Here is an 18355-nt window from a genome sequence, read left to right as displayed (position 1 = left end):
ACGAGTGTTGGCAACTGTCGTTCCGGAGGTGGCAATGCTGCCCACGAGTACCGACGTCCTGGTGGTGGGGGCGGGCCCCACCGGCCTCGCCACCGCGCTGACACTCGCCCGACGTGGAGCCGACGTGACAGTCCTCGACGAGGTCGCCGCCGCGCCGGTGACCTCCCGCGCGGCCGTCGTGCACGCGTACACCCTGGAGGTGCTGGACCGGATCGGCGCCGCGGCGCCGCTCGTCGCCCAGGGCGTGCGGGCGCCGCGCTTCACGGTCCGCGACCGCGACCGGGTGCTGCTGGCGGTCCCGTTCCACGGGTTGCCGTCCCGCTTTCCCTACGCGCTGCTGGTCTCCCAGGCCGTGACCGAGAAGGTGCTCACCGACCAGTTGGCCGAGCTGGGCGTGCGGGTGCGGCGGCCGTGCCGGCTGACCGGCCTGAGCCACACCGCCGACGGCGTACGCGCGCAGGTCGACGGGGCCGAGCTGCGCGCCAGGTACGTGGTCGGTGCGGACGGCCTGCACAGCACCGTCCGGCAGGCGGCAGGCATCGGCTTCACCGGCCCGAGCGACGAGGAGTCCTTCGTGCTCGCCGACGTACGCGTGCACAGCGTGCTGCCCCGCGACGAGGCGGCGCTGTTCCTCGCCCGCCCCGGGCCGCTGGTCTGGGCGCCGCTGCCGGACGGTGTGGTCCGGATCGTCGCCGCGGTGCCGACGGCACCCGCCGAACCGGACGCGGCGTACCTCCAGGCGCTGCTCGACGAACGCGGCCCGAGACGGCGGCCGGACCGGGTGACCGCTGTGCTTTGGGGTTCCCGGTTCCGGGTGCGGCACCGCATCGCCGACACCTTCCGCGCCGGTCCGGTGCTGCTCGCCGGGGACGCCGCGCACGTGCACAGCCCCGCCGGCGGACAGGGCATGAACCTGGGGATCTGCGACGCGGTGGCCCTCGGTACCGCGCTGGCCGACGTGCTCGACGGCGGATCCGAAACGGTCCTGGACGGGTACGACGCCCGGCAGCGCCCGATGGCCGAGGACGTGCTGAGCTTCGCCTCCGGACTGACCCGGCTGGCCACCACCTCCCCGGCCCGCCGGCCGGCCCGCGACGTGCTGCTCCGGCTGCTCGGCGGGGTGCCACCGGTCCGGCGGCGGATCGCGCTGCGCCTGTCCGGGTTGTCCCACCGGGAACGGGCCACGCACTAGACGGCGCCCCGTCGAAGGGTCCGCCACGCCGCCACGGTGACCAGCGCGAACGTGGCCGCAGCGGCGCACATCACAGGCACCGTCCCCGATGCGGCGGCGACCAGTCCGGCGAGCACCGCGCCGACCGGAGCGGTGAGCAGACCCACCATCCGCTGGGCCGCACCCACCCGACCCAGCAGCCCCGCCGGCACGTGCCGCTGCCCGTACGACGCCCACAGGCTGTTCCACACCACAGTCCCGGCCGCGAAGACGGCAAGCGCGAACCCGCCCGGCACCGGATGCCGGGCCAGCGCGAACCCGCCCAACGCCACGGTCTGCGCGGCGAGCACCGCGCACAGCGCCCGCACCGTGCCGAGCCGGGCGGCGAGCCGACCCGCGCCCAGTGCCCCGGCCAGGCCGCCGACGATCGCCGACGCGGCGAACAGCCCGTACCCGGCCGGCGGCACGCGCAGCACGTCCAAGGCGTACAGCACCAGCACCGCCATGAGGCCGCTGATCGCCAGGTTGCACCCGGCGGCGAGCACTGTGACGTGCCACAGTGTCCGGTGGCCGCGCAGCCACCGCACCCCCTCGACGATCTCGCCCCACACCGACCCGCGCGGCGCGGCGGATCCGGCGGTCGGGTCGGCCTCGGGTGCCGGAGCCAAGGCCAGTACCAGCACGGCGGCCACCGCGAAGGTGACGGCGTCCAGAGTGAACGGCAGGGCCGGTGCGACGGCGAAGAGGACACCGGCGGCGGGCGCGCCGAGGAAACCGCCGGCCACCGCCGTACCCGCCTGGAGGCGGCCGTTGGCCCGGGGCAGCGCGGCCGGCGCCACCAGCGCGGGAAGCAGCGCGAACGAGGCCGAGTCGAAGAGCGTGCCCAGCGCGGCAAGGAGGAACGCCGCCACCAGCAGGGCCGCGATGCCGGCCCGGTCGACGGCGACAGCCATCGCCAACGCCGCCACCACCCCGGCGCGGATCCCGTCCACCAGGGCCATCGTCCGCCGGCGGTCCCAACGGTCGGCGTACACGCCGCCGAGCAGGCCGAAGAGCAGTGGCGGCACCTGCGCGACCACTGTGACCGCGGCGATGACCCGGGGATCGCGGGTCATCGCCGCCGCCAGCAGGGCCAGAGCCGGCGTACGAAGCGCGTCCCCGAACCGCGACGAGACGGTGGCGCACCACAGCAGCCGGAAGTCCCGACCGAGAACGGAAGCTGTCATGCCGGAGACCGTGCGGGTTCGACCGGGTCGAGGGTCAAGCCGCCGCGAACGGGGGACGCGCCCGTCGGTGATCATCGGTACGGTGGGCGCCGGTATTCGGGACCGGGGGAGAAAATAGGCGTGGACCACACCTTCCAGGTCGACCTCCGTGGCGTGGTCGACCTGCTCAGTCACCACCTCTACGGCAGCCCGCGGGTCTACGTCCGCGAGCTGTTGCAGAACGCCGTGGACGCGATCACCGCACGGCGCTCGACCGAACCGGACGCGCCCGCCCTGATCCGCATCGAAACCCCCGAGCTGACCGGCGACGGCACGTTGCGGGTACACGACACGGGCATCGGCCTCACCGAGGCGCAGGTGCACGAGCTGCTGGCCACCATCGGCCGCAGCTCCAAGCGGGACGAGCTGGGCTTCTCCCGCCACGAGTTCCTCGGCCAGTTCGGCATCGGTCTGCTCTCCTGCTTCCTGGTCGCCGACGAGATCCAGGTGCTCACCCGCAACGGCGAACACCCCACGGTCCGCTGGACCGGGTACGCCGACGGCAGGTACGCGGTGAGCGTCGCACCGCCGGAGGCCGCCCGCGCCGAACCGGGCACCACAGTCACGCTGGTGCCCCGCCGCGACGCCGACCAGTGGTTCACCACGCCGACGGTCACCGACCTGGCTCGCCTCTTCGGTTCGCTGCTGCCGGTCACCGTGCGGGTCGGTGACGTCGTCACCACCACGGGCGAGCCGCCGTGGCCCACCACGCCGGGGGCCCCTGTCGACCGGGCGGCCCTCGTCGCGTACGCGAGGGAGACGCTCGGCGTCGACCCGTTCGACGTGCTGCCGTTGACGGTCGCGGAGGCCGGGCTGACCGGTGTCGCCGTCATCCTGCCCACCCCGGTGAACCCGGCCGCCCGCGCGGGACACCGGGTCTACCTCAAGCGGATGCTGCTCACCGAGCACGCCGACGGGCTGCTGCCGGACTGGGCGTTCTTCGCCCACTGCGTGGTGGACGCCACCGAGCTGCGCCCCACCGCGAGCCGCGAGGCCCTCTACGAGGACACCCTGCTGGCCGCGACCCGGGAGGCGCTCGGCGACCAGGTACGCGGCTGGCTGGTCCGGCTTGCCCGGCACGACCCGCACCGGCTGGCCGAGTTCCTCCAGGTGCACCACCTCGGCGTGAAGGCGTTGGCGCTGCACGACGACGAGATGCTGCGACTGGTCGACAGGTGGTGGCCGATGGACACCAACGTCGGCACGCTCACCCTCGCCGAGTTCCGGGAACGCCACGGCGTCGTGCGCTACGCGGCGAGCCTGGACGAGTTCCGCCAGCTCGCCGCCGTGGCCGCCGCGCAGGACCTGGCGGTGGTCAACGCCGGCTACACGTACGACACCGAGCTGATCGAGCGGCTGCCGGCGGTGGACCGCTCGGTGCTGATCGAGCGGCTGGAGCCGAGCGACCTCACGACCCGCTTCGAGGGCCTCGACCCGCAGGTGGAGCTGGCGCTGCGGCCGTTCCTCAGCGCGGCGCAACGGGCCGTCGAACGGTCCGGCTGCGAGGTGGTGATCCGCGCGTACGACCCGGTGTCGCTGCCCGCCCTCTACCTGGTGAGCCGGTCGGCGGCGTTCAACGACCAGCTCGCGGCCAGCCGGGACCGGGCCGACGAGCTGTGGGGCGGGGTTCTCGACGCGCTCGCCGCCACCGCCCCACCGGACCGTCCACAGTTGGTGCTCAACCACCGCAACCCGCTGGTCCGCCGGGTCACCATGCTGGCCGACCCGGAGTTGGTGGGGCTCGCCATCGAGGCGCTGTACGGGCAGGCGCTGCTGCTCGGTCACCATCCGATCCGCGCGGCCGACGCGGCGCTGCTCAACGATTCCTTCCTCGGCCTGCTCGGCCGGGCCGTACCGGGACGGGAGTGAGCATGAGCGACGAGGATCTGTGGCGGGCGCTGCGCGGCATCACCGACATGCCGTACGGGGCGGGGCAGATCGCCGCCCTGGAGCAGCTGCTGCGCCGGGTGGACGCCGCCGACGACAGGCACCTGGCCTTCGTCACCCGGATGCAGTCCACTGTGGGCTACATCTACGGCGGGGAGCCGGCGAAGTCCTTCGTGACCTTCTCCTGGTGCCTGGCCGAGTTCGACCGCGACCCGCAGCCCTACCACCAGCGGCACCTGCACAACCTGCTCTGGCACTTCAAGTACATGATCTCCGGTCTGCTGAACTTCCCCGAGGTGCCGCTGGACCGCACGTACGCCGTGCTCGACGACATGGAACGCCGTTACCGGGCCGGCGGGCACAGCCTGCAGACCGTCCACAAGCACCGGTTCCGGGTCGCCGAACACGTGGGGGACGCCGACGCGGCAGCGCACTGGTACCGGCTCTGGCAGACCACCCCGCGCGACGACCTCTCCGACTGCGCCGGCTGTGATCCGACCAGCCAGGTGGGCTACCTCGCCGACAGCGGGCGGGACGTGGAGGCGGTGGCACTGGCCGAGCCGGTGCTCGCCGGCCGGCTCAGCTGCAACGAGCAGCCGCAGTCGATCCTCACGGCCCTGCTCCTGCCGTACCTGCGCACCGGGCGCGGTGAGTCGGCGCGGGACGCGCACCGGGAGGCGTACCGCCGGCTGCGCGGCAACCTCGCCAACCTGTGGGACATCGGCGACCACATCGAGTTCTGCACGATGACGGGCAACGAGGCGCGTGCGGTGGAACTCGTCGAACGGCACCTGGACTGGCTGGACCGGGCACCGTCACCGGCCGCCGCCATGCACTTCGCGGCGACGGCAGCCGCCGCGTTGCGCCAGGCCGGCCAGAGCGGCGCGGTGACCGTGTACCGGCGAACCGCCGAGGGCCGGCCCGCCGGCGAGGTGGCGGCACTGACGCTGGCCGACGAGTTGACGCGGACCGCGACCGGGTTGGCCGCACGCTTCGACTCCCGCAACGGCACCACCCACCAGTCGGAGTGGATCGCCCGCCGGCTCGCCGTGCGGCCGGACGGCGAGCACCTGCCACTGTCCGCGAGCGTCCGCCGACGCGCACCGCACCCGATCGGGCAGGAGCCGGCCCCGGTGCGTGCCGGCGCGCAGCGGCAGGCCGAGGCGCAAGTGGTTGTGGTGCCCGCCGACGCCGGCCCGGACGAGCTGCTGAATCTCGCCGAGCAGAGTTGGGGTCGACACGACCCGGCCACGTTCCGGGCGGCGCTGGCCGCCTACGACGAGCGGTACGGCTCCGAGGACCTCCCCCCGCGTACGGCAGCGCACCGGCTGGCGATGCGGGCGGCCGAACTCGGCGACGAGGACGACATCCCGGCTGCGATCGAGATGAACCGGGCCGCACTTGAGCTGTACCGCGAGGCGGGTGAGGCGGTGACCGCCCACGTGGTCGCCGGACGGCTCGGGGTGCTGCTGACCCGGTCCGACGACGACGCCGACGAGGGGTTGACGTTGGTCCGGGAGGCCGCCGAGACACTGGACCGGGACGGCGACGCCCGGCAGCGGGCCGCCGCCCACGACCGGGTGGCGTTGGCGCTGCTGCACCGGGAACGCTGGGCGGAGGCGCTCGCGGCGCTCGACCTGGTGCCCGCCGACGCAGGCGGCGATCCACACCTGGCGGCCCGGATCGCGCTGCACCGCGCGCACCTGCTGGAGCAGTCCGGGCGGGTCGAGGAGGCGCGCGCTGCCGCCGCCGAGGCCCGCCGGATCGGCCGTGAGCTGGGCGTCGGCGAACTCGTCACGGCTTCCTGCCTGACGTACGCCCGTACCGTGGAGGATCCCGCGGACGCGGTGGACGCCTGCGACGAGGCCCTGCGGGTGGCACCTGCGGACGCGGAGTTGCCGGTACGCGTCGCCCGCGCCCGCGCGCTGCTCTCCGCCGGCCGGGCCCCCGAGGCGGTGGACGAGTTCGTCGAGGCGGTGACGCTCTGCGTGGAGCGGGGCGCCGAGGGGGACTCCTTCCTGCGCTGGGAGTTGGCGAACGCGTACCGGATGGTGGGTCGGCTCGCCGAGGCCGCCGAGGTCGCCGAGGAGGCCGTGCTCGGTCTCGACCGGATGGGCGCCCAGGCCGAGGCGGACAGGTGCCGGCACCTGCTGGCCGGCGTGTACGCGGGGCTCGGCGAGATCGACCCGGCGCTGGCCCTGCTGGAGCAGTTGGCCGGCAACCTGGACGGCCCGGACAACCTCCCGTACCGGGCGCAGGTGCTGGAGGAGGCCGGCGGCATCCTGTACGACGCGGACCGGGACGCCGCCGGTGCCGAACGGTTCGCGGCGGCGGCCACGGCGTACCGGCTCGGCGGCCTGCCGCTCGACGAGTTGCGGGCGCGCCGGCGGGAGGCGTACGCGTGGTTCTGGGCCGACGACCGGCCTGCGGCGATCCGTGCCGTCGAGCAGGTGGACGGGTTGGCGGCGACGCTGGCCGGGCAGCCGGATCCGCCTGTGACGTACGAGCTGGCGATGGCCGCCGAGGCGGGCGCGCGGGTGCTGACGGCCGAGGGCCGGCCGGACGAGGCGCTGGCCCGGCTCGACGGGGTGCCGGACCGGTTGCGGTCGATCGAGGCGTTCGGCGAGGCGGCGCAGGTGGAGATTCTCACCGGTGAGCTGCTGCTGCGACTGGACCGGCCGGCGGAGGCGGAACAGCTCCTGCGGCGTGTCCTCGGTGGGCTCCCGGCCGACTCGCGGCCGGTCCGCCAGACGGCCTGGCTGCTGGCCCGCGCCCTGGACCTGCTGGACCGGCCCGACGAGGCGGCCGCCCTGCGGACGGAGCACGACCTGGACGCGGACGACTGAGCGGGCAGGGGTGTGCGCGAACCCTCGGTAACCGGAGCCCCATTGTGACCAGCGCGCGGTCTACGCTTGCCCCGTGACGGTGGAGCAGCAGGCACGGGGGGCGGCGGGCGCGGGCCGGCGCCGGTCCCGCAAGGACGAGATCCTGGAGATCGCGGTCGGTCTGTTCGCCGCCCGGGGCTACCACGGCGTGTCGATGGACGACATCGGCGCGGCCGCCGGGGTCACCGGTCCGGCGCTCTACCACCACTTCGCCGGCAAGGAGGCGATGCTTGCCGCCGCGCTGATCCCGGTCAGCGAGGGGTTGCTGGCCGGCGGGCGGGAACGCTCCGCCGGGCATCCGGACGACCCGCGCCTGGTGCTGGAGTCGCTTATCGACTTCCACGTCGAGTTCGCGCTTGCCAACCCGGCGGTCATCGCCCTGCACCTGCACGAGTTGGACCGCCTGCCCGACGAGCCACGGCGGCGGATCCGCCGTCTGCAGCGGATGTACGTCGAGGAGTGGGTGACGGTGCTCACCGCGCTGCACCCGGGTATGCCCGACGGTGAGGCGCGGGTGCTCGCCCACGCCGCGTTCGGCCTGATGAACTCGACGCCGTTCCTCGGTGGCGAGGTGGATCGGCGACGCCGGGCCGAGTTGCTGCGCGGCGCCACCCTGGCCGCGCTGCTCGCCTGAGTCGACTCGTCACCGGCGTACCGGTCATGGTTTCCTGACTCCGTCCCAACATCCGGACGCCGGGAGGAAAACATGATCGAGTCACTGCTGGTCGCCAATCGGGGCGAGATCGCCCGCCGGATCATCCGTACCGCCAGTCGACTCGGCATCCGCGCGATCGCTGTGTACTCGGAGGCGGACGCCGACCTGCCGTTCGTCGCCGAGGCGGACGAGGCGGTCCTCATCGGCCCTCCCAACCCGGCGCTGAGCTACCGCAACACCGAGGCGATCCTCGCCGCCGCGAAGTCGACGGGCGCGCAGGCCATCCACCCCGGGTACGGCTTCCTGTCGGAGAACGCCGAGTTCGCCCGTACCGTCGAGTCGAGCGGCCTGATCTGGGTCGGGCCTGGCGCGGACGCGATCACCGCGATGGGCGACAAGATCAACGCCCGGAACCTGATGGCGGCGGCGGGCGTTCCGGTCGCGCCAGGGACCACCGACCCGGCCGCCGACCTGGACGCGGCGGTGGCGGCCGCCACCGAGATCGGCTACCCGGTGATGGTCAAGGCCGCCGCCGGGGGCGGCGGTATGGGCATGGGCGTCGCGGTCGACGAGGCCGCGCTGCGCACCGAGTACGACAAGGTGCGGGCGTTCGCGGAGCGGATGTTCGGCGACGGATCGGTGTTGATCGAGCGGTACTTCCCCCGGGTACGCCACGTCGAGGTGCAGATCCTCGGCCTGGCCGACGGCCGGGTGGTGGCGCTCGGCGAGCGGGAGTGCTCGGTGCAGCGGCGCAACCAGAAGCTGGTCGAGGAGTCCCCGTCCCCGGCGGTCTCGCCGGAGCTGCGGGAGCGTTTCCTGGCGGCGGCGGTGCGCGCCGGTGAGGCGGTCGCCTACCGCAACGCGGGGACCGTGGAGTGTCTGTTGGTCCCGCGTCAGCGGGACTCCGAGGGTGACGGTCCCGGCTCCGAAGATTTCTTCTTCCTGGAGATGAACACGCGGTTGCAGGTGGAGCACCCGGTGACCGAGTACGTCTACGGCATCGACCTGGTCGAGGAGCAGTTGCGGGTGGCGTCCGGGTTGGCGCCGACCTTCGACCCGGACGCGTTGACCCCGCGTGGGCACGCCATCGAGATGCGGATCAACGCCGAGGACCCGAAGCGTTTCCTGCCCGGCCCCGGCGTGGTGAAGACCTGGGTGGAGCCCACGGGTGAGGGCGTCCGGGTGGACTCCGGCTACACCGAGGGCAACACGGTCACCCCGTTCTACGACAGCCTGCTGGCGAAGCTGATCATCAGTGGCGCGACCCGCGACGAGGTGCTGGAACGGGCGAAGGCCGCGGTCGCCGCCTTCCAGATCGAGGGCCCGAAGAACAACGTCCCCTTCTTCACCGAGCTGCTGGAGAACGAGGAGTTCCGCTCCGGCGCCTATGACACGGGCATCGTCTCCCGCATGCGCTGACCGGCCAGGTTCGTCGGCCGGCCGCCGGGGCGGCCGCGCCGCCGAGCCCCGACGGCCCGGGACTGGTACCCGCGCCCTTTGCTCTGCTTACCTGGAGGCGACAGTGGTGGTGCGGATACCGGATGGTGGCCGTTGCGTACAGGTAAGCAGAGCAAAGCGGTCGAACAACCCGACCCGACCCGACGCCACAGGTCCCGATCCGACGTCACAGCGAGGTGACCGATGAGCCATTTGCCAGATTCCGTCTCGATTCGTGAGGTCGGGCCGCGCGACGGGTTGCAGAACGAGGACCCGATTCCGACCGACGCCAAGGTGCGGCTGCTCGACGCGCTCTCCGGCATCGGCGTCCGCCGGATCGAGGCCGTGTCGTTCGTGCACCCCAGAGCGATTCCGCAGATGGCCGACGCCGACGAGGTGTGGCAACGGGCCCGGAAGGCCGACGGGGTGCGGTACTCGGCGCTGGTGCCGAACACCAGGGGCGCCCAGCGGGCCCTGGCCGCCGGGTTCACCGAGATCGAGGTGGTGGTCTCGGCCAGCGACACGCACAACCGGCGCAACGTCAACCGCTCGACCGACGAGTCGCTCGACGACATCGCCGAGCTGATCGACCTGCTGCACGGCGCGTCCGCGCGGGTCGAGGTGATCGTCGCCACTAGCTTCGGATGCCCCTACGAGGGGGACGTCGACCCCGCGCGGGTGGCGGGCATCGTGGACCGGGTGGTCCGCGACGGCGCGGACCGGGTGGCGTTCGGCGACACCACGGGCATGGCGACGCCGCGCCGGGTCCGCGAGCTGGTGACCGCGGTACGCGACCGCAACGCGCACGTGCCGGTGCTGCTGCACTTCCACAACACCAGGGGTACGGCACTCGCCAACCTGCTGACCGCGCTGGAGCTGGGGGTGACCGAGTTCGACGCCAGCGTGGGTGGCCTGGGTGGCTGCCCGTACGCGCCCGGCGCGAGCGGCAACCTGGCCACCGAGGAGGCCGTGCACATGTTGCACGACATGGGCATCGACACCGGGATCGACCTGGCGGCCCTCATCGAGGCGGCGGAACTGGCGGAGGAACTGCTCGGCAAGAAGCTCCCGTCGGGCGTGCTGCGGGCCGGGCCGCGTACCCGGCTGACGCCGATGCCGAGCTGACCGTCAGGTGACGCGATCCGTTCGGTGACGCGACGGAGGGGCCGGCGTGCTGCCGGCCCCTCCCGCGTACCAGGTCGGTCAGCTCACCGGGGCGAGCGCGGCCGGCCAGCTGTCCCGGAAGATGTCCGCGCTGCGGTCGGTGCTGCGCTCGGTGGCGCTGAAGGTACCGGCGAAGAGGTTGCTCACCCGGTTCGCCTCGGTGGTGCTCGGATACGGGTTGGTGCAGCTGGTGCCGGCGCTGCCGCCGGACATCAGGATCGAGCAGTTGCCGTTGTAGTTGTCCGGCAGGCCGAGGATGTGCCCGATCTCGTGGGTCATGATCCGCAGCGGGCTGTACTGCGCCGCCTGCTGGGTGTCGATGTAGACCCGGCCGTTGCCGAGGCTGGTCCGCACGGCGTACGAGCCGCCGCCGGTGATCTGGTAGATCCGCAGGTTGGAACCGCAGTTCGCGGAGAGCGTCAGGTTGACCGTGGCGTTGTTCCAGATGGAGGCGGCCTGGCTGGCGGTGCCGGCGTAGGCCCCTGCCTGGCTGGTGTTGTAGCAGATGGTCATGGCGGCGGATGCGGGCGACGGGTTGGCGACCGTGACGCCGAGGGTGGCGAGTGCCGTCGCGAGCATCGCGACCGCGAGCCGATTGAGTCGTGAGGTCATCGCTGACTCCAATCTGGGAGGGGTGTCAGGAGCCTAACGGTAAGCATCAATACATTTCAATGTCTGAGTGGGAAGCGATCGGGTCGCCGAGTGCCGCGTGGATGCGCTAACCTAACGATCGTTTAGGTTGGTGCGGCGAGGGGGTCGGCGTGACGCTCGACGGTGAGGCGCTGGAGCAGCTGCGCAAGCGGGCCCGGTCCGGCGGCGCGGACAAGTACCACGCGGCCAACACGGCCAAGGGCAAGCTGTTCGCCCGCGAACGGGTCGCGCTCCTGGTCGACGAGGGTTCGTTCGTCGAGGACGGCCTCTACGCCAACGCGCTCGCCGACGGGCTCCCCGCCGACGGCGTGGTCACCGGCACCGCCACCATCGACGGCCGCCAGGTCTGCCTGATGGCCAACGATTCCACGGTGAAGGCCGGCAGCTGGGGTGCCCGCACCGTCGAGAAGATCATCCGGATCATCGAGCGGGCGTACGGCGCCGGTGTGCCGATGGTCTACCTGGTCGACTCGGCCGGCGCACGGATCACCGACCAGGTCGACCTCTTCCCCGGCCGACGCGGCGCCGGCAAGATCTTCTGGAACCAGGTCCGCGCCTCCGGCTCCATCCCGCAGGTGTGCGCGTTGTTCGGCCCGAGTGCCGCCGGTGGGGCGTACATTCCGGCGTTCTGCGACGTGGTGGCCATGGTCGACGGCAACGCCAGCATGTACCTCGGCTCCGACCGGATGGTCGAGATGGTCACCGGGGAGAAGACCACCCTGGAGGCGATGGGCGGCGCGAAGGTGCACACCGCCGAGTCAGGCGTCGGGCACTTCCTCTGCAAGACCGAGGCCGACGCGCTCGACGTGGTGAAGACCTACCTGTCGTACCTGCCGGCGAACTGGACGCAGGCGCCGCCTGCCGCACCGGCCGTCGCCGCGCCCGCGAAGGCGGACCTGGCCGCGCTGGTGCCGGCCAGCGAGCGGCAGGCGTTCGACATGCGGCGGTACGTCAAGGGCCTGCTCGACGAGGGTTCGTTCTTCGAGATCCAGGCGCTGTGGGCCAAGGAGCTGACGATCGGCTTCGGCCGCCTCGACGGCCAGGTCGTCGGTGTGCTCGGCAACAACTCGATGTTCAAGGGCGGCGTGCTCTTCGTCGACTCCGCCGACAAGGCGACCCGGTTCGTGCAGCTCTGCGACGCGTTCAACGTGCCACTGCTCTTCCTCAGCGACGTACCCGGCTTCATGGTCGGCAGCGCGGTGGAGAAGCAGGGCATCATCAGGCACGGCGCCAAGATGATCACCGCGATCTCCGAGGCGACGGTCCCGAAGATCTGCGTGGTGGTCCGCAAGGCGTACGGGGCGGGCCTCTACGCGATGGCCGGCCCCGGGTTCGAGCCGGACGCCACGATCGCGCTGCCCACCGCCAAGATCGCGGTGATGGGGGCCGAGGCCGCCGTGAACGCGGTCTACGCCAACAAGATCGCGGCGATCGAGGACGAGTCCGAGCGGGCCGCGTTCGTGGCCGCCAAGCGGGCCGAGTACGAGCAGGACATCGACGTCGTGCGGCTCGCCAGCGAACTGGTGGTGGACGCCATCGTCGAGCCGCAGGACCTGCGCGGCGAGCTGGTCCGCCGGTTCGCCGCCGCGCGTACCAAGGATCGGCACTTCTCCCGGCGCCGGCACGGCGTCACCCCGGTCTGACCCGACCACCAGTCCCGCACCGCCACCGTCCGGGCGCCACAAGCGCCAGGCGGCACCGTCCCTAACAGGAGGATGAGATGGACTTCCGGCTCACCGACGACCAAACGGCGCTGCGGGAGAGCGTGCGGGACTTCGCGCGTGAGGTGGTCGCGCCGGTCATCGCCGAGCACTACGAGCAGCACACCTTCCCGTACGAGGTCATCCGGCAGATGGGCAAGATGGGCCTGTTCGGCCTGCCCTTCGACGAGGAGCACGGCGGCATGGGTGGCGACTACTTCGCGCTCTGCCTGGCCCTGGAGGAACTGGCCCGGGTCGACTCCAGCGTGGCGATCACCCTTGAGGCGGCGGTCTCGCTCGGCGCGATGCCGATCTACCGGTTCGGCACCGAGGAGCAGAAGGCCACCTGGCTGCCGAAGCTGCTCAGCGGGGAGGCGCTCGCCGGTTTCGGGCTCACCGAGCCGGGCACCGGCTCGGACGCGGCAGGCACCCAGACGCGGGCGGTGCTGGACGGCGACGAATGGGTGATCAACGGGTCGAAGGCGTTCATCACCAACTCGGGGACCGACATCACGGCCATGGTCACCGTCACCGCGGTCACCGGTACGAACCCGGACGGCTCGAAGGAGCTGTCGACGATCATCGTGCCCACCGGAACGCCCGGCTTCACGGTGGCGCCCGGCTACTCGAAGGTGGGTTGGACGGCCTCGGACACCCACGAGCTGACCTTCGACGACTGCCGGGTGCCGGCGGCCAACCTGCTCGGCAAGCGGGGTCGTGGGTTCGCCCAGTTCCTGCGGATCCTCGACGAGGGCCGGATCGCCATCGCCGCGCTTGCCGTCGGTCTCGCCCAGGGCTGCGTCGACGAGTCGATCAAGTACGCGAAGGAGCGGCAGGCCTTCGGCCAGCCGATCGGCGCCAACCAGGCGATCCAGTTCAAGATCGCCGACATGGAGCTGAAGGCGCACACCGCACGGCTGGCCTACTACGACGCCGCCGCCCGGATGCTGGCCGGCGAGCCGTTCAAGCGGCAGGCCGCCATCGCCAAACTCCACGCCAGCACCATCGCCGTGGACAACGCCCGGGAGGCCACCCAGATCCACGGCGGCTACGGCTTCATGAACGAGTACCCGGTCGCCCGCTTCTGGCGGGACTCCAAGATCCTGGAGATCGGTGAGGGCACCAGCGAGGTGCAGCGGATGATCATCGCGCGCGACCTGGGCCTCTGAGCGGACCGACCGGTCCGGACGCCTGCCCCCGAAGGGCGTCAGCCGGGACGGCTCAACCGGCCGACCCGGGCGGGACTGTCCGTTCGGCTGTCGGGTTTCGGCGAGTGGCCGTCGGCAGCCCGACGTTCGACTGCCGATGGTCGGAGTCGATCCGTACTCTTCCTGCCCATGACTCCGGATCATGACGGGTCACGGGGCCCGTCCGGTCGTACCGGGTTGTCGGAACTGCTCCGGGCCCACCGTCTGGCCGCCGGCCTGACCCAGGCCGAACTCGCGGCCCGGGCCGGCGTGGGCGTACGGACGGTGCGTGACCTGGAGCGTGCTCGGTCAGTCCGGCCGCAGCGCACCACGGTCGGCCTACTCGCCGAGGCGTTGCAGTTGACAGGCGCGACCCGGGCGGCGTTCATGGCCGCCGCCCGAGGCCCCGCCAGGGGCGAGCCCGCCCCGCCGGACGAGCCCCCGGCGTCGCCGTCGGAAACCCCGTCGCCCGCCCGCCCCGCCGGGCCGGATCCGCCTGTCGCCCTCCCTCCGCCGGTGGCGCTGATCGGCCGGGACCGGGACGTCACCGAGTTGGCAGGCATGTTGACCACCGAGCCGGGTCCCCGCCTGGTGAGCCTGGTCGGGCTGACAGGTGTCGGCAAGACGGCGTTGGCGCTGTCCGTGGCGCACGCGGCCGCCGGGGCGTACCCGGGTGGCGTGGCCGGGGTGCTGATCGGTGAGGGCTCGGACGGCCCGGACGTGCTCGCCGCCTCGATGGGGGTTCTCGGTGCGGCCCGGCTGCCGGAACTCGCCGCGCACCTCTCCGGGCGCCCGGCGCTGCTGGTGATGGACGCGGTCGAGCGCGCGCCCGGCCCGGTGGCCGAGACGCTGCACCGGCTGGTCGGCGTGCTGCCCTCCCTGCGGGTGCTGGTCACCGGCCGGCACCCCGTCGGGCTGCCCGGCGAGCGGGTCTGGCCGGTCTCGCCGCTCGACGTACCGCCGCCGGACGCCGACGAGGCCGATCCCTCCGCGCTCGGGTCGTGGCCGGCGGTGGCGCTGTTCACCGCACGGCTCGCCCAGGTCCGGCGGGAGCCGCCCACCTCCGACGAGTTGCCGGCGCTGGCCGCGCTGGTCCGCCGGCTGGGCGGACTGCCGCTGGCCATCGAGCTGATGGCTGCCCGGGGTCGGCTCCTCAACCTCACCGAACTGCTCGACAGGTACGGCGACCGGGTGCTCGACCTGGCCACCCCCGCGGACCCGCCGGCCCATCCGGGCTGGGACGGACCCGAGGCGGCGAGCGGTCGGCCGAGCGGCGTCGACGTCACCCGCACGGCTGCGGTGGGCACCCTGCGGGACGCGGTGGCGACCAGCTACCGGCTGCTCGCGCCTGACGAACGGGCGGCGCTGCGGCGGCTCGCCATGTTCGGCAACCGGTGGTCGGTCGAGCAGGCCGAGGAGATGCTCGCCGACGAGGCTGACCGGGACGGCACCGTGGCGATCGATCCCCTCCCGGTGCTGCACCGGCTCGTCGAGTTGGGCCTGCTCAGCGTGCGGGGCACCGGTTCGTTCCGGTTCCGTCTGCTGGACGCGGTCCGTGACTTCGCCGTCGAGCAGGCGGCCGGGGCCGGCGAGTTGAGCTGTCTGCGACGCCGGCACGCCGAGGTGGTCGCCCGCCTGGTGGCGCGTACGGCCACCGACCTGGCCGGCCCTCGGCTGCTTGACGCGATACACCGGCTGGACGAGGTGAGCAGTGACATCAGCTCGGCGCTGTCCCATGCGGCGGCCGACGATCCGCTGACCGCGCTCGGCCTGGCGGCCAGCCTCACCAGGTGGTGGCGGTTCCGTGGGCGGGACGTCGCCGGTCGACAGTGGTTGCGGCGGCTGCTGGCGGATCCGAGGACCGCCGACGCCGATCCTGTCCTGCGCGCCTGGGCGACACTGGGGGTGGCCCGGCTCGCCGCCGAGCACGGCGCCGACGAGCTGCCGACCGCGCGGACCGCGCTGGAGATGTTCCGGCAGGCGGGTGACGTGACCGGGGAGTTGGAGGCGCGTACGGTGCTCGGCGCGCTGCTGATCACCGTCGGAGGGCATGACGAGGCCCGTGTGCAGGCCGAGGCGGCGCTGCGGCTGGCGGCCCGCCACGGGCGGACGCGGGATCTGGCGGTGGCCCAGAACAGTCTCGCCTGGCACGAGATCCGGGTGGGTGACCTGGCGGCAGCGCGCCGCCGGCTGGCCGCCGTGGACCGGCTCGCCGCCGAGGGTGGTGAGCAGCGGTTGCGGGTGCTGGCCTGGGCGAACCGGGCTGAGGTCGCCCGCCTGGAGGGCCGGTACGCCGATGCCGTGGACCAGGGGCGGCGCGCGGCGACCGCGTTGTCCGAGCTGGGCGATCCGGGGCATCGCCGCCGGGTGCTGGGCACGGTCGGCCTGGCACTCGCGCAGGACGGTCGTGCCGGGGAGGCGACCGACGTGCTCGCCGAGTTGCGGGCGGGGGCCGCCGAGGCGGTGGGCGTACCGGTGCCGCGGGTACCCGGCCCGCCACGGCGGCGGTCGGACGACACCGTTCTCTCCTGGGGTGGCCCGGAGGTGGGGATCTGCGCGTTGATCGAGGGGAACCTGGCGCTGCACCGGGGTGAGCGCGAACTGGCCGCCGAGTGGTTCGCCGCCGCCGCCGATGCCGGTCACGATCGGCGGGACGTGGTGGAGGCGCTTGTGGGGTTGGCGGCGAGCACCGGGGACCCGGCGGTCCTGGATCGGCTCGACCGGGCCTGCCGGGAGACCGGGATCCGCCTGTTGCCGCAGGAGTCGGGGCTGCTCTACGCGTTGACCGCCACTCGTGGTGGGTCGGCGACCCGGTAGCGCGGCCGGCACGGCCAGGGGTGGCGGGGGTGGAGTGGCGCGGGCGAAAAGCCCCCTTTGTGCTACCCCTCGCTGTTCGCCCGCGCCGTCACCCCCCGGTGGATCCCCGGTGGTCGAAGCCTGCCACCGTGTCCCGGGCGGAAGGCGCATTTCATGCCTGTTTGCCCGGGCAGCAAGGTCAGTTCTGCCGGTCTTTCTGCCGGTAGGTGTCGGCGTTTCCGGACCAATCCCCCGGGTGGTCGGTGCCGTCGCCGATCACTGTCGGGGCGTGCCTCCGGCGGCGGTCTCCTGCTCCGGGGCCACGTCGGTGCTGCCGGCGGTGGCGCAGGGATGCACGGCGTCACGGATCCGACGCAGACCGTCGAGGAGCGCGTCCAGGGCCTGCGGGTCGAGCTGACCGGTGAACCACTGCTCGATCATCTGCAGGTGCCCCGGCAGCGTCTCGTCCAGTTGCTGCATGCCCTTCGGGGTGACCACCGCGTACGAGCTGCGGCGGTCGTTCGGGCATGCCCTGCGGGTGAGCAGACCGTCGCGTTCCATGCGGTCGACCACCCTGGTCACTCCGCTTGTGGACAGCGACGTCTGCGCGGCGAGATCGGTCATCCTGAGCTGGTTACCCGGTGAGCGGGCCAGTCGGGTGATGACCTCGAACTCGACAGCGGAGAAGCCGTGCTCCTCCAGTTGAGCGGTGAACCGGGTCGACAGCCCGGCGTGCACCTCGAAGAGAAGGCCGACGGCGGTGATCCGGGGATCGTCGAAGACGTTGGTCACTCGTTCATCCTACCAGTACTTGACACGGGGAATGTTGTTGCCGTTATAGTTGCTAAGGCAGTCGTTGGGCTACTAAACAATCTCCTGGAGGACAGCAGCATGACCAGCAGCACCGATGCGGTTACCCGCGACTGGGACGGCCTCACCATCCCGGCGGCCGGCACCTACGTGCTCGACGCCGCCCACAAGCGGGTCGGCTTCGTCGCCCGCCACATGATGGTGAGCAAGGTCCGCGGTGAGTTCAACGAGGCGACCGCCACCATCACCATCGCCGAGGACCCGCTGCAGTCGTCGGTCGTCGCGACCATCCAGGGCGCCAGCATCGACACCACCCAGGGCGACCGGGACGCGCACCTGCGCAGCGCCGAGTTCCTCGACGTCGAGAAGTACCCGACGCTCGAGTTCCGCAGCACCGGGGTCAAGTCCCGCAGCGGCAACGAGTTCGTTCTCACCGGCGACCTGACCATCAAGGACGTCACCCGTCCGGTGGAGCTCCAGGTCGAGTTCGAGGGCGTCGGCCGCAGCCCGTTCGGCCAGGACATCTTCGGCTTCTCCGCGACCACCGAGATCGACCGCGAGGAGTTCGGCCTGACCTGGAACGTCACCCTGGAAACCGGTGGCGTGCTGGTCGGCAAGAAGATCAAGATCGAGATCGAGGGCGAGGCCGTCCGCCAGGCCTGATCCTCGGATCACCGGCACGCTCCGGGCCCGCGTCGTACGTCGACGCGGGCCCGCCTCCGTCTCCCGACGTCGGTGTGAATTGTC

General features: G+C 72.5%; 13 protein-coding genes. 10 read left to right on the top strand and 3 right to left on the bottom strand.

What is annotated here, in order from left to right:
- Positions 1–34 precede the first annotated feature (34 nt).
- Complete coding sequence (locus tag AB0N27_RS17550; protein WP_364370073.1) at positions 35–1192, top strand: FAD-dependent oxidoreductase; 1158 nt, start codon at positions 35–37, stop codon at positions 1190–1192.
- Here AB0N27_RS17550 and AB0N27_RS17545 read toward each other — a convergent pair.
- Positions 1189–2397, bottom strand: a complete 1209-nt coding sequence (locus AB0N27_RS17545) for an MFS transporter (RefSeq protein ID WP_364370070.1) — start codon at positions 2395–2397, stop codon at positions 1189–1191. The two genes, AB0N27_RS17550 and AB0N27_RS17545, sit on opposite strands and share 4 nt — an antisense overlap.
- 120 nt (positions 2398–2517) lie before the next feature.
- On the opposite strand from AB0N27_RS17545, the gene AB0N27_RS17540 reads away from it, so the two are divergent.
- From AB0N27_RS17540 to AB0N27_RS17520, 5 genes are all read left to right on the top strand, one after another.
- Positions 2518–4305, top strand: coding sequence for an HSP90 family protein (locus AB0N27_RS17540; protein WP_364370067.1), 1788 nt, complete (start codon positions 2518–2520; stop codon positions 4303–4305).
- A gap of 2 nt (positions 4306–4307) precedes the next feature.
- On the top strand, positions 4308–7169 hold the full coding sequence (locus AB0N27_RS17535; RefSeq protein ID WP_364370064.1) for a hypothetical protein: 2862 nt from the start codon (positions 4308–4310) through the stop codon (positions 7167–7169).
- 73 nt (positions 7170–7242) lie between these two features.
- Positions 7243–7842: a helix-turn-helix domain-containing protein gene (locus AB0N27_RS17530; RefSeq protein WP_364370061.1), complete on the top strand. Its 600-nt coding sequence runs from the start codon at positions 7243–7245 to the stop codon at positions 7840–7842.
- A gap of 72 nt (positions 7843–7914) precedes the next feature.
- Positions 7915–9282: a biotin carboxylase N-terminal domain-containing protein gene (locus tag AB0N27_RS17525; protein WP_364370058.1), complete on the top strand. Its 1368-nt coding sequence runs from the start codon at positions 7915–7917 to the stop codon at positions 9280–9282.
- A gap of 231 nt (positions 9283–9513) precedes the next feature.
- The gene (locus AB0N27_RS17520) at positions 9514–10425 is read left to right on the top strand and encodes a hydroxymethylglutaryl-CoA lyase (protein ID WP_364370805.1); all 912 of its coding nucleotides are present in this window, start codon (positions 9514–9516) and stop codon (positions 10423–10425) included.
- A gap of 78 nt (positions 10426–10503) precedes the next feature.
- On the opposite strand, the gene AB0N27_RS17515 is transcribed toward AB0N27_RS17520, so the two are convergent.
- A complete protein-coding gene (locus tag AB0N27_RS17515) occupies positions 10504–11076 on the bottom strand; it encodes a snapalysin family zinc-dependent metalloprotease (RefSeq protein WP_364370055.1) in 573 nt (190 codons plus the stop codon).
- Positions 11077–11225: 149 nt separating this feature from the next.
- On the opposite strand from AB0N27_RS17515, the gene AB0N27_RS17510 reads away from it, so the two are divergent.
- The 3 genes from AB0N27_RS17510 (at position 11226) to AB0N27_RS17500 (ending at position 16819) form a co-directional block, all read left to right on the top strand.
- Entirely contained in the window at positions 11226–12758 is a 1533-nt protein-coding gene (locus tag AB0N27_RS17510; RefSeq protein WP_364370052.1) for an acyl-CoA carboxylase subunit beta, read from the top strand.
- 77 nt (positions 12759–12835) lie between these two features.
- On the top strand, positions 12836–13984 hold the full coding sequence (locus AB0N27_RS17505) for an acyl-CoA dehydrogenase family protein (RefSeq protein ID WP_364370049.1): 1149 nt from the start codon (positions 12836–12838) through the stop codon (positions 13982–13984).
- Positions 13985–14152: 168 nt separating this feature from the next.
- The gene (locus AB0N27_RS17500; RefSeq protein WP_364370047.1) at positions 14153–16819 is read left to right on the top strand and encodes a helix-turn-helix domain-containing protein; all 2667 of its coding nucleotides are present in this window, start codon (positions 14153–14155) and stop codon (positions 16817–16819) included.
- A 255-nt stretch (positions 16820–17074) separates the two neighbouring features.
- Here the strand turns inward: AB0N27_RS17500 and AB0N27_RS17495 are convergent, their stop codons facing one another.
- Complete coding sequence (locus tag AB0N27_RS17495; protein WP_364370044.1) at positions 17075–17590, bottom strand: MarR family transcriptional regulator; 516 nt, start codon at positions 17588–17590, stop codon at positions 17075–17077.
- 99 nt (positions 17591–17689) lie between these two features.
- Here AB0N27_RS17495 and AB0N27_RS17490 point away from each other — a divergent pair, with 99 nt between their 5' ends.
- A complete protein-coding gene (locus AB0N27_RS17490) occupies positions 17690–18271 on the top strand; it encodes a YceI family protein (RefSeq protein ID WP_139586897.1) in 582 nt (193 codons plus the stop codon).
- Positions 18272–18355: the final 84 nt, after the last annotated feature.

The organism is Micromonospora sp. NPDC093244 (assembly GCF_040683695.1).
In the GTDB taxonomy this organism is placed as follows: Bacteria; Actinomycetota; Actinomycetes; order Mycobacteriales; family Micromonosporaceae; genus Micromonospora.
This window is presented reverse-complemented; position numbering and strand designations above follow the sequence as displayed.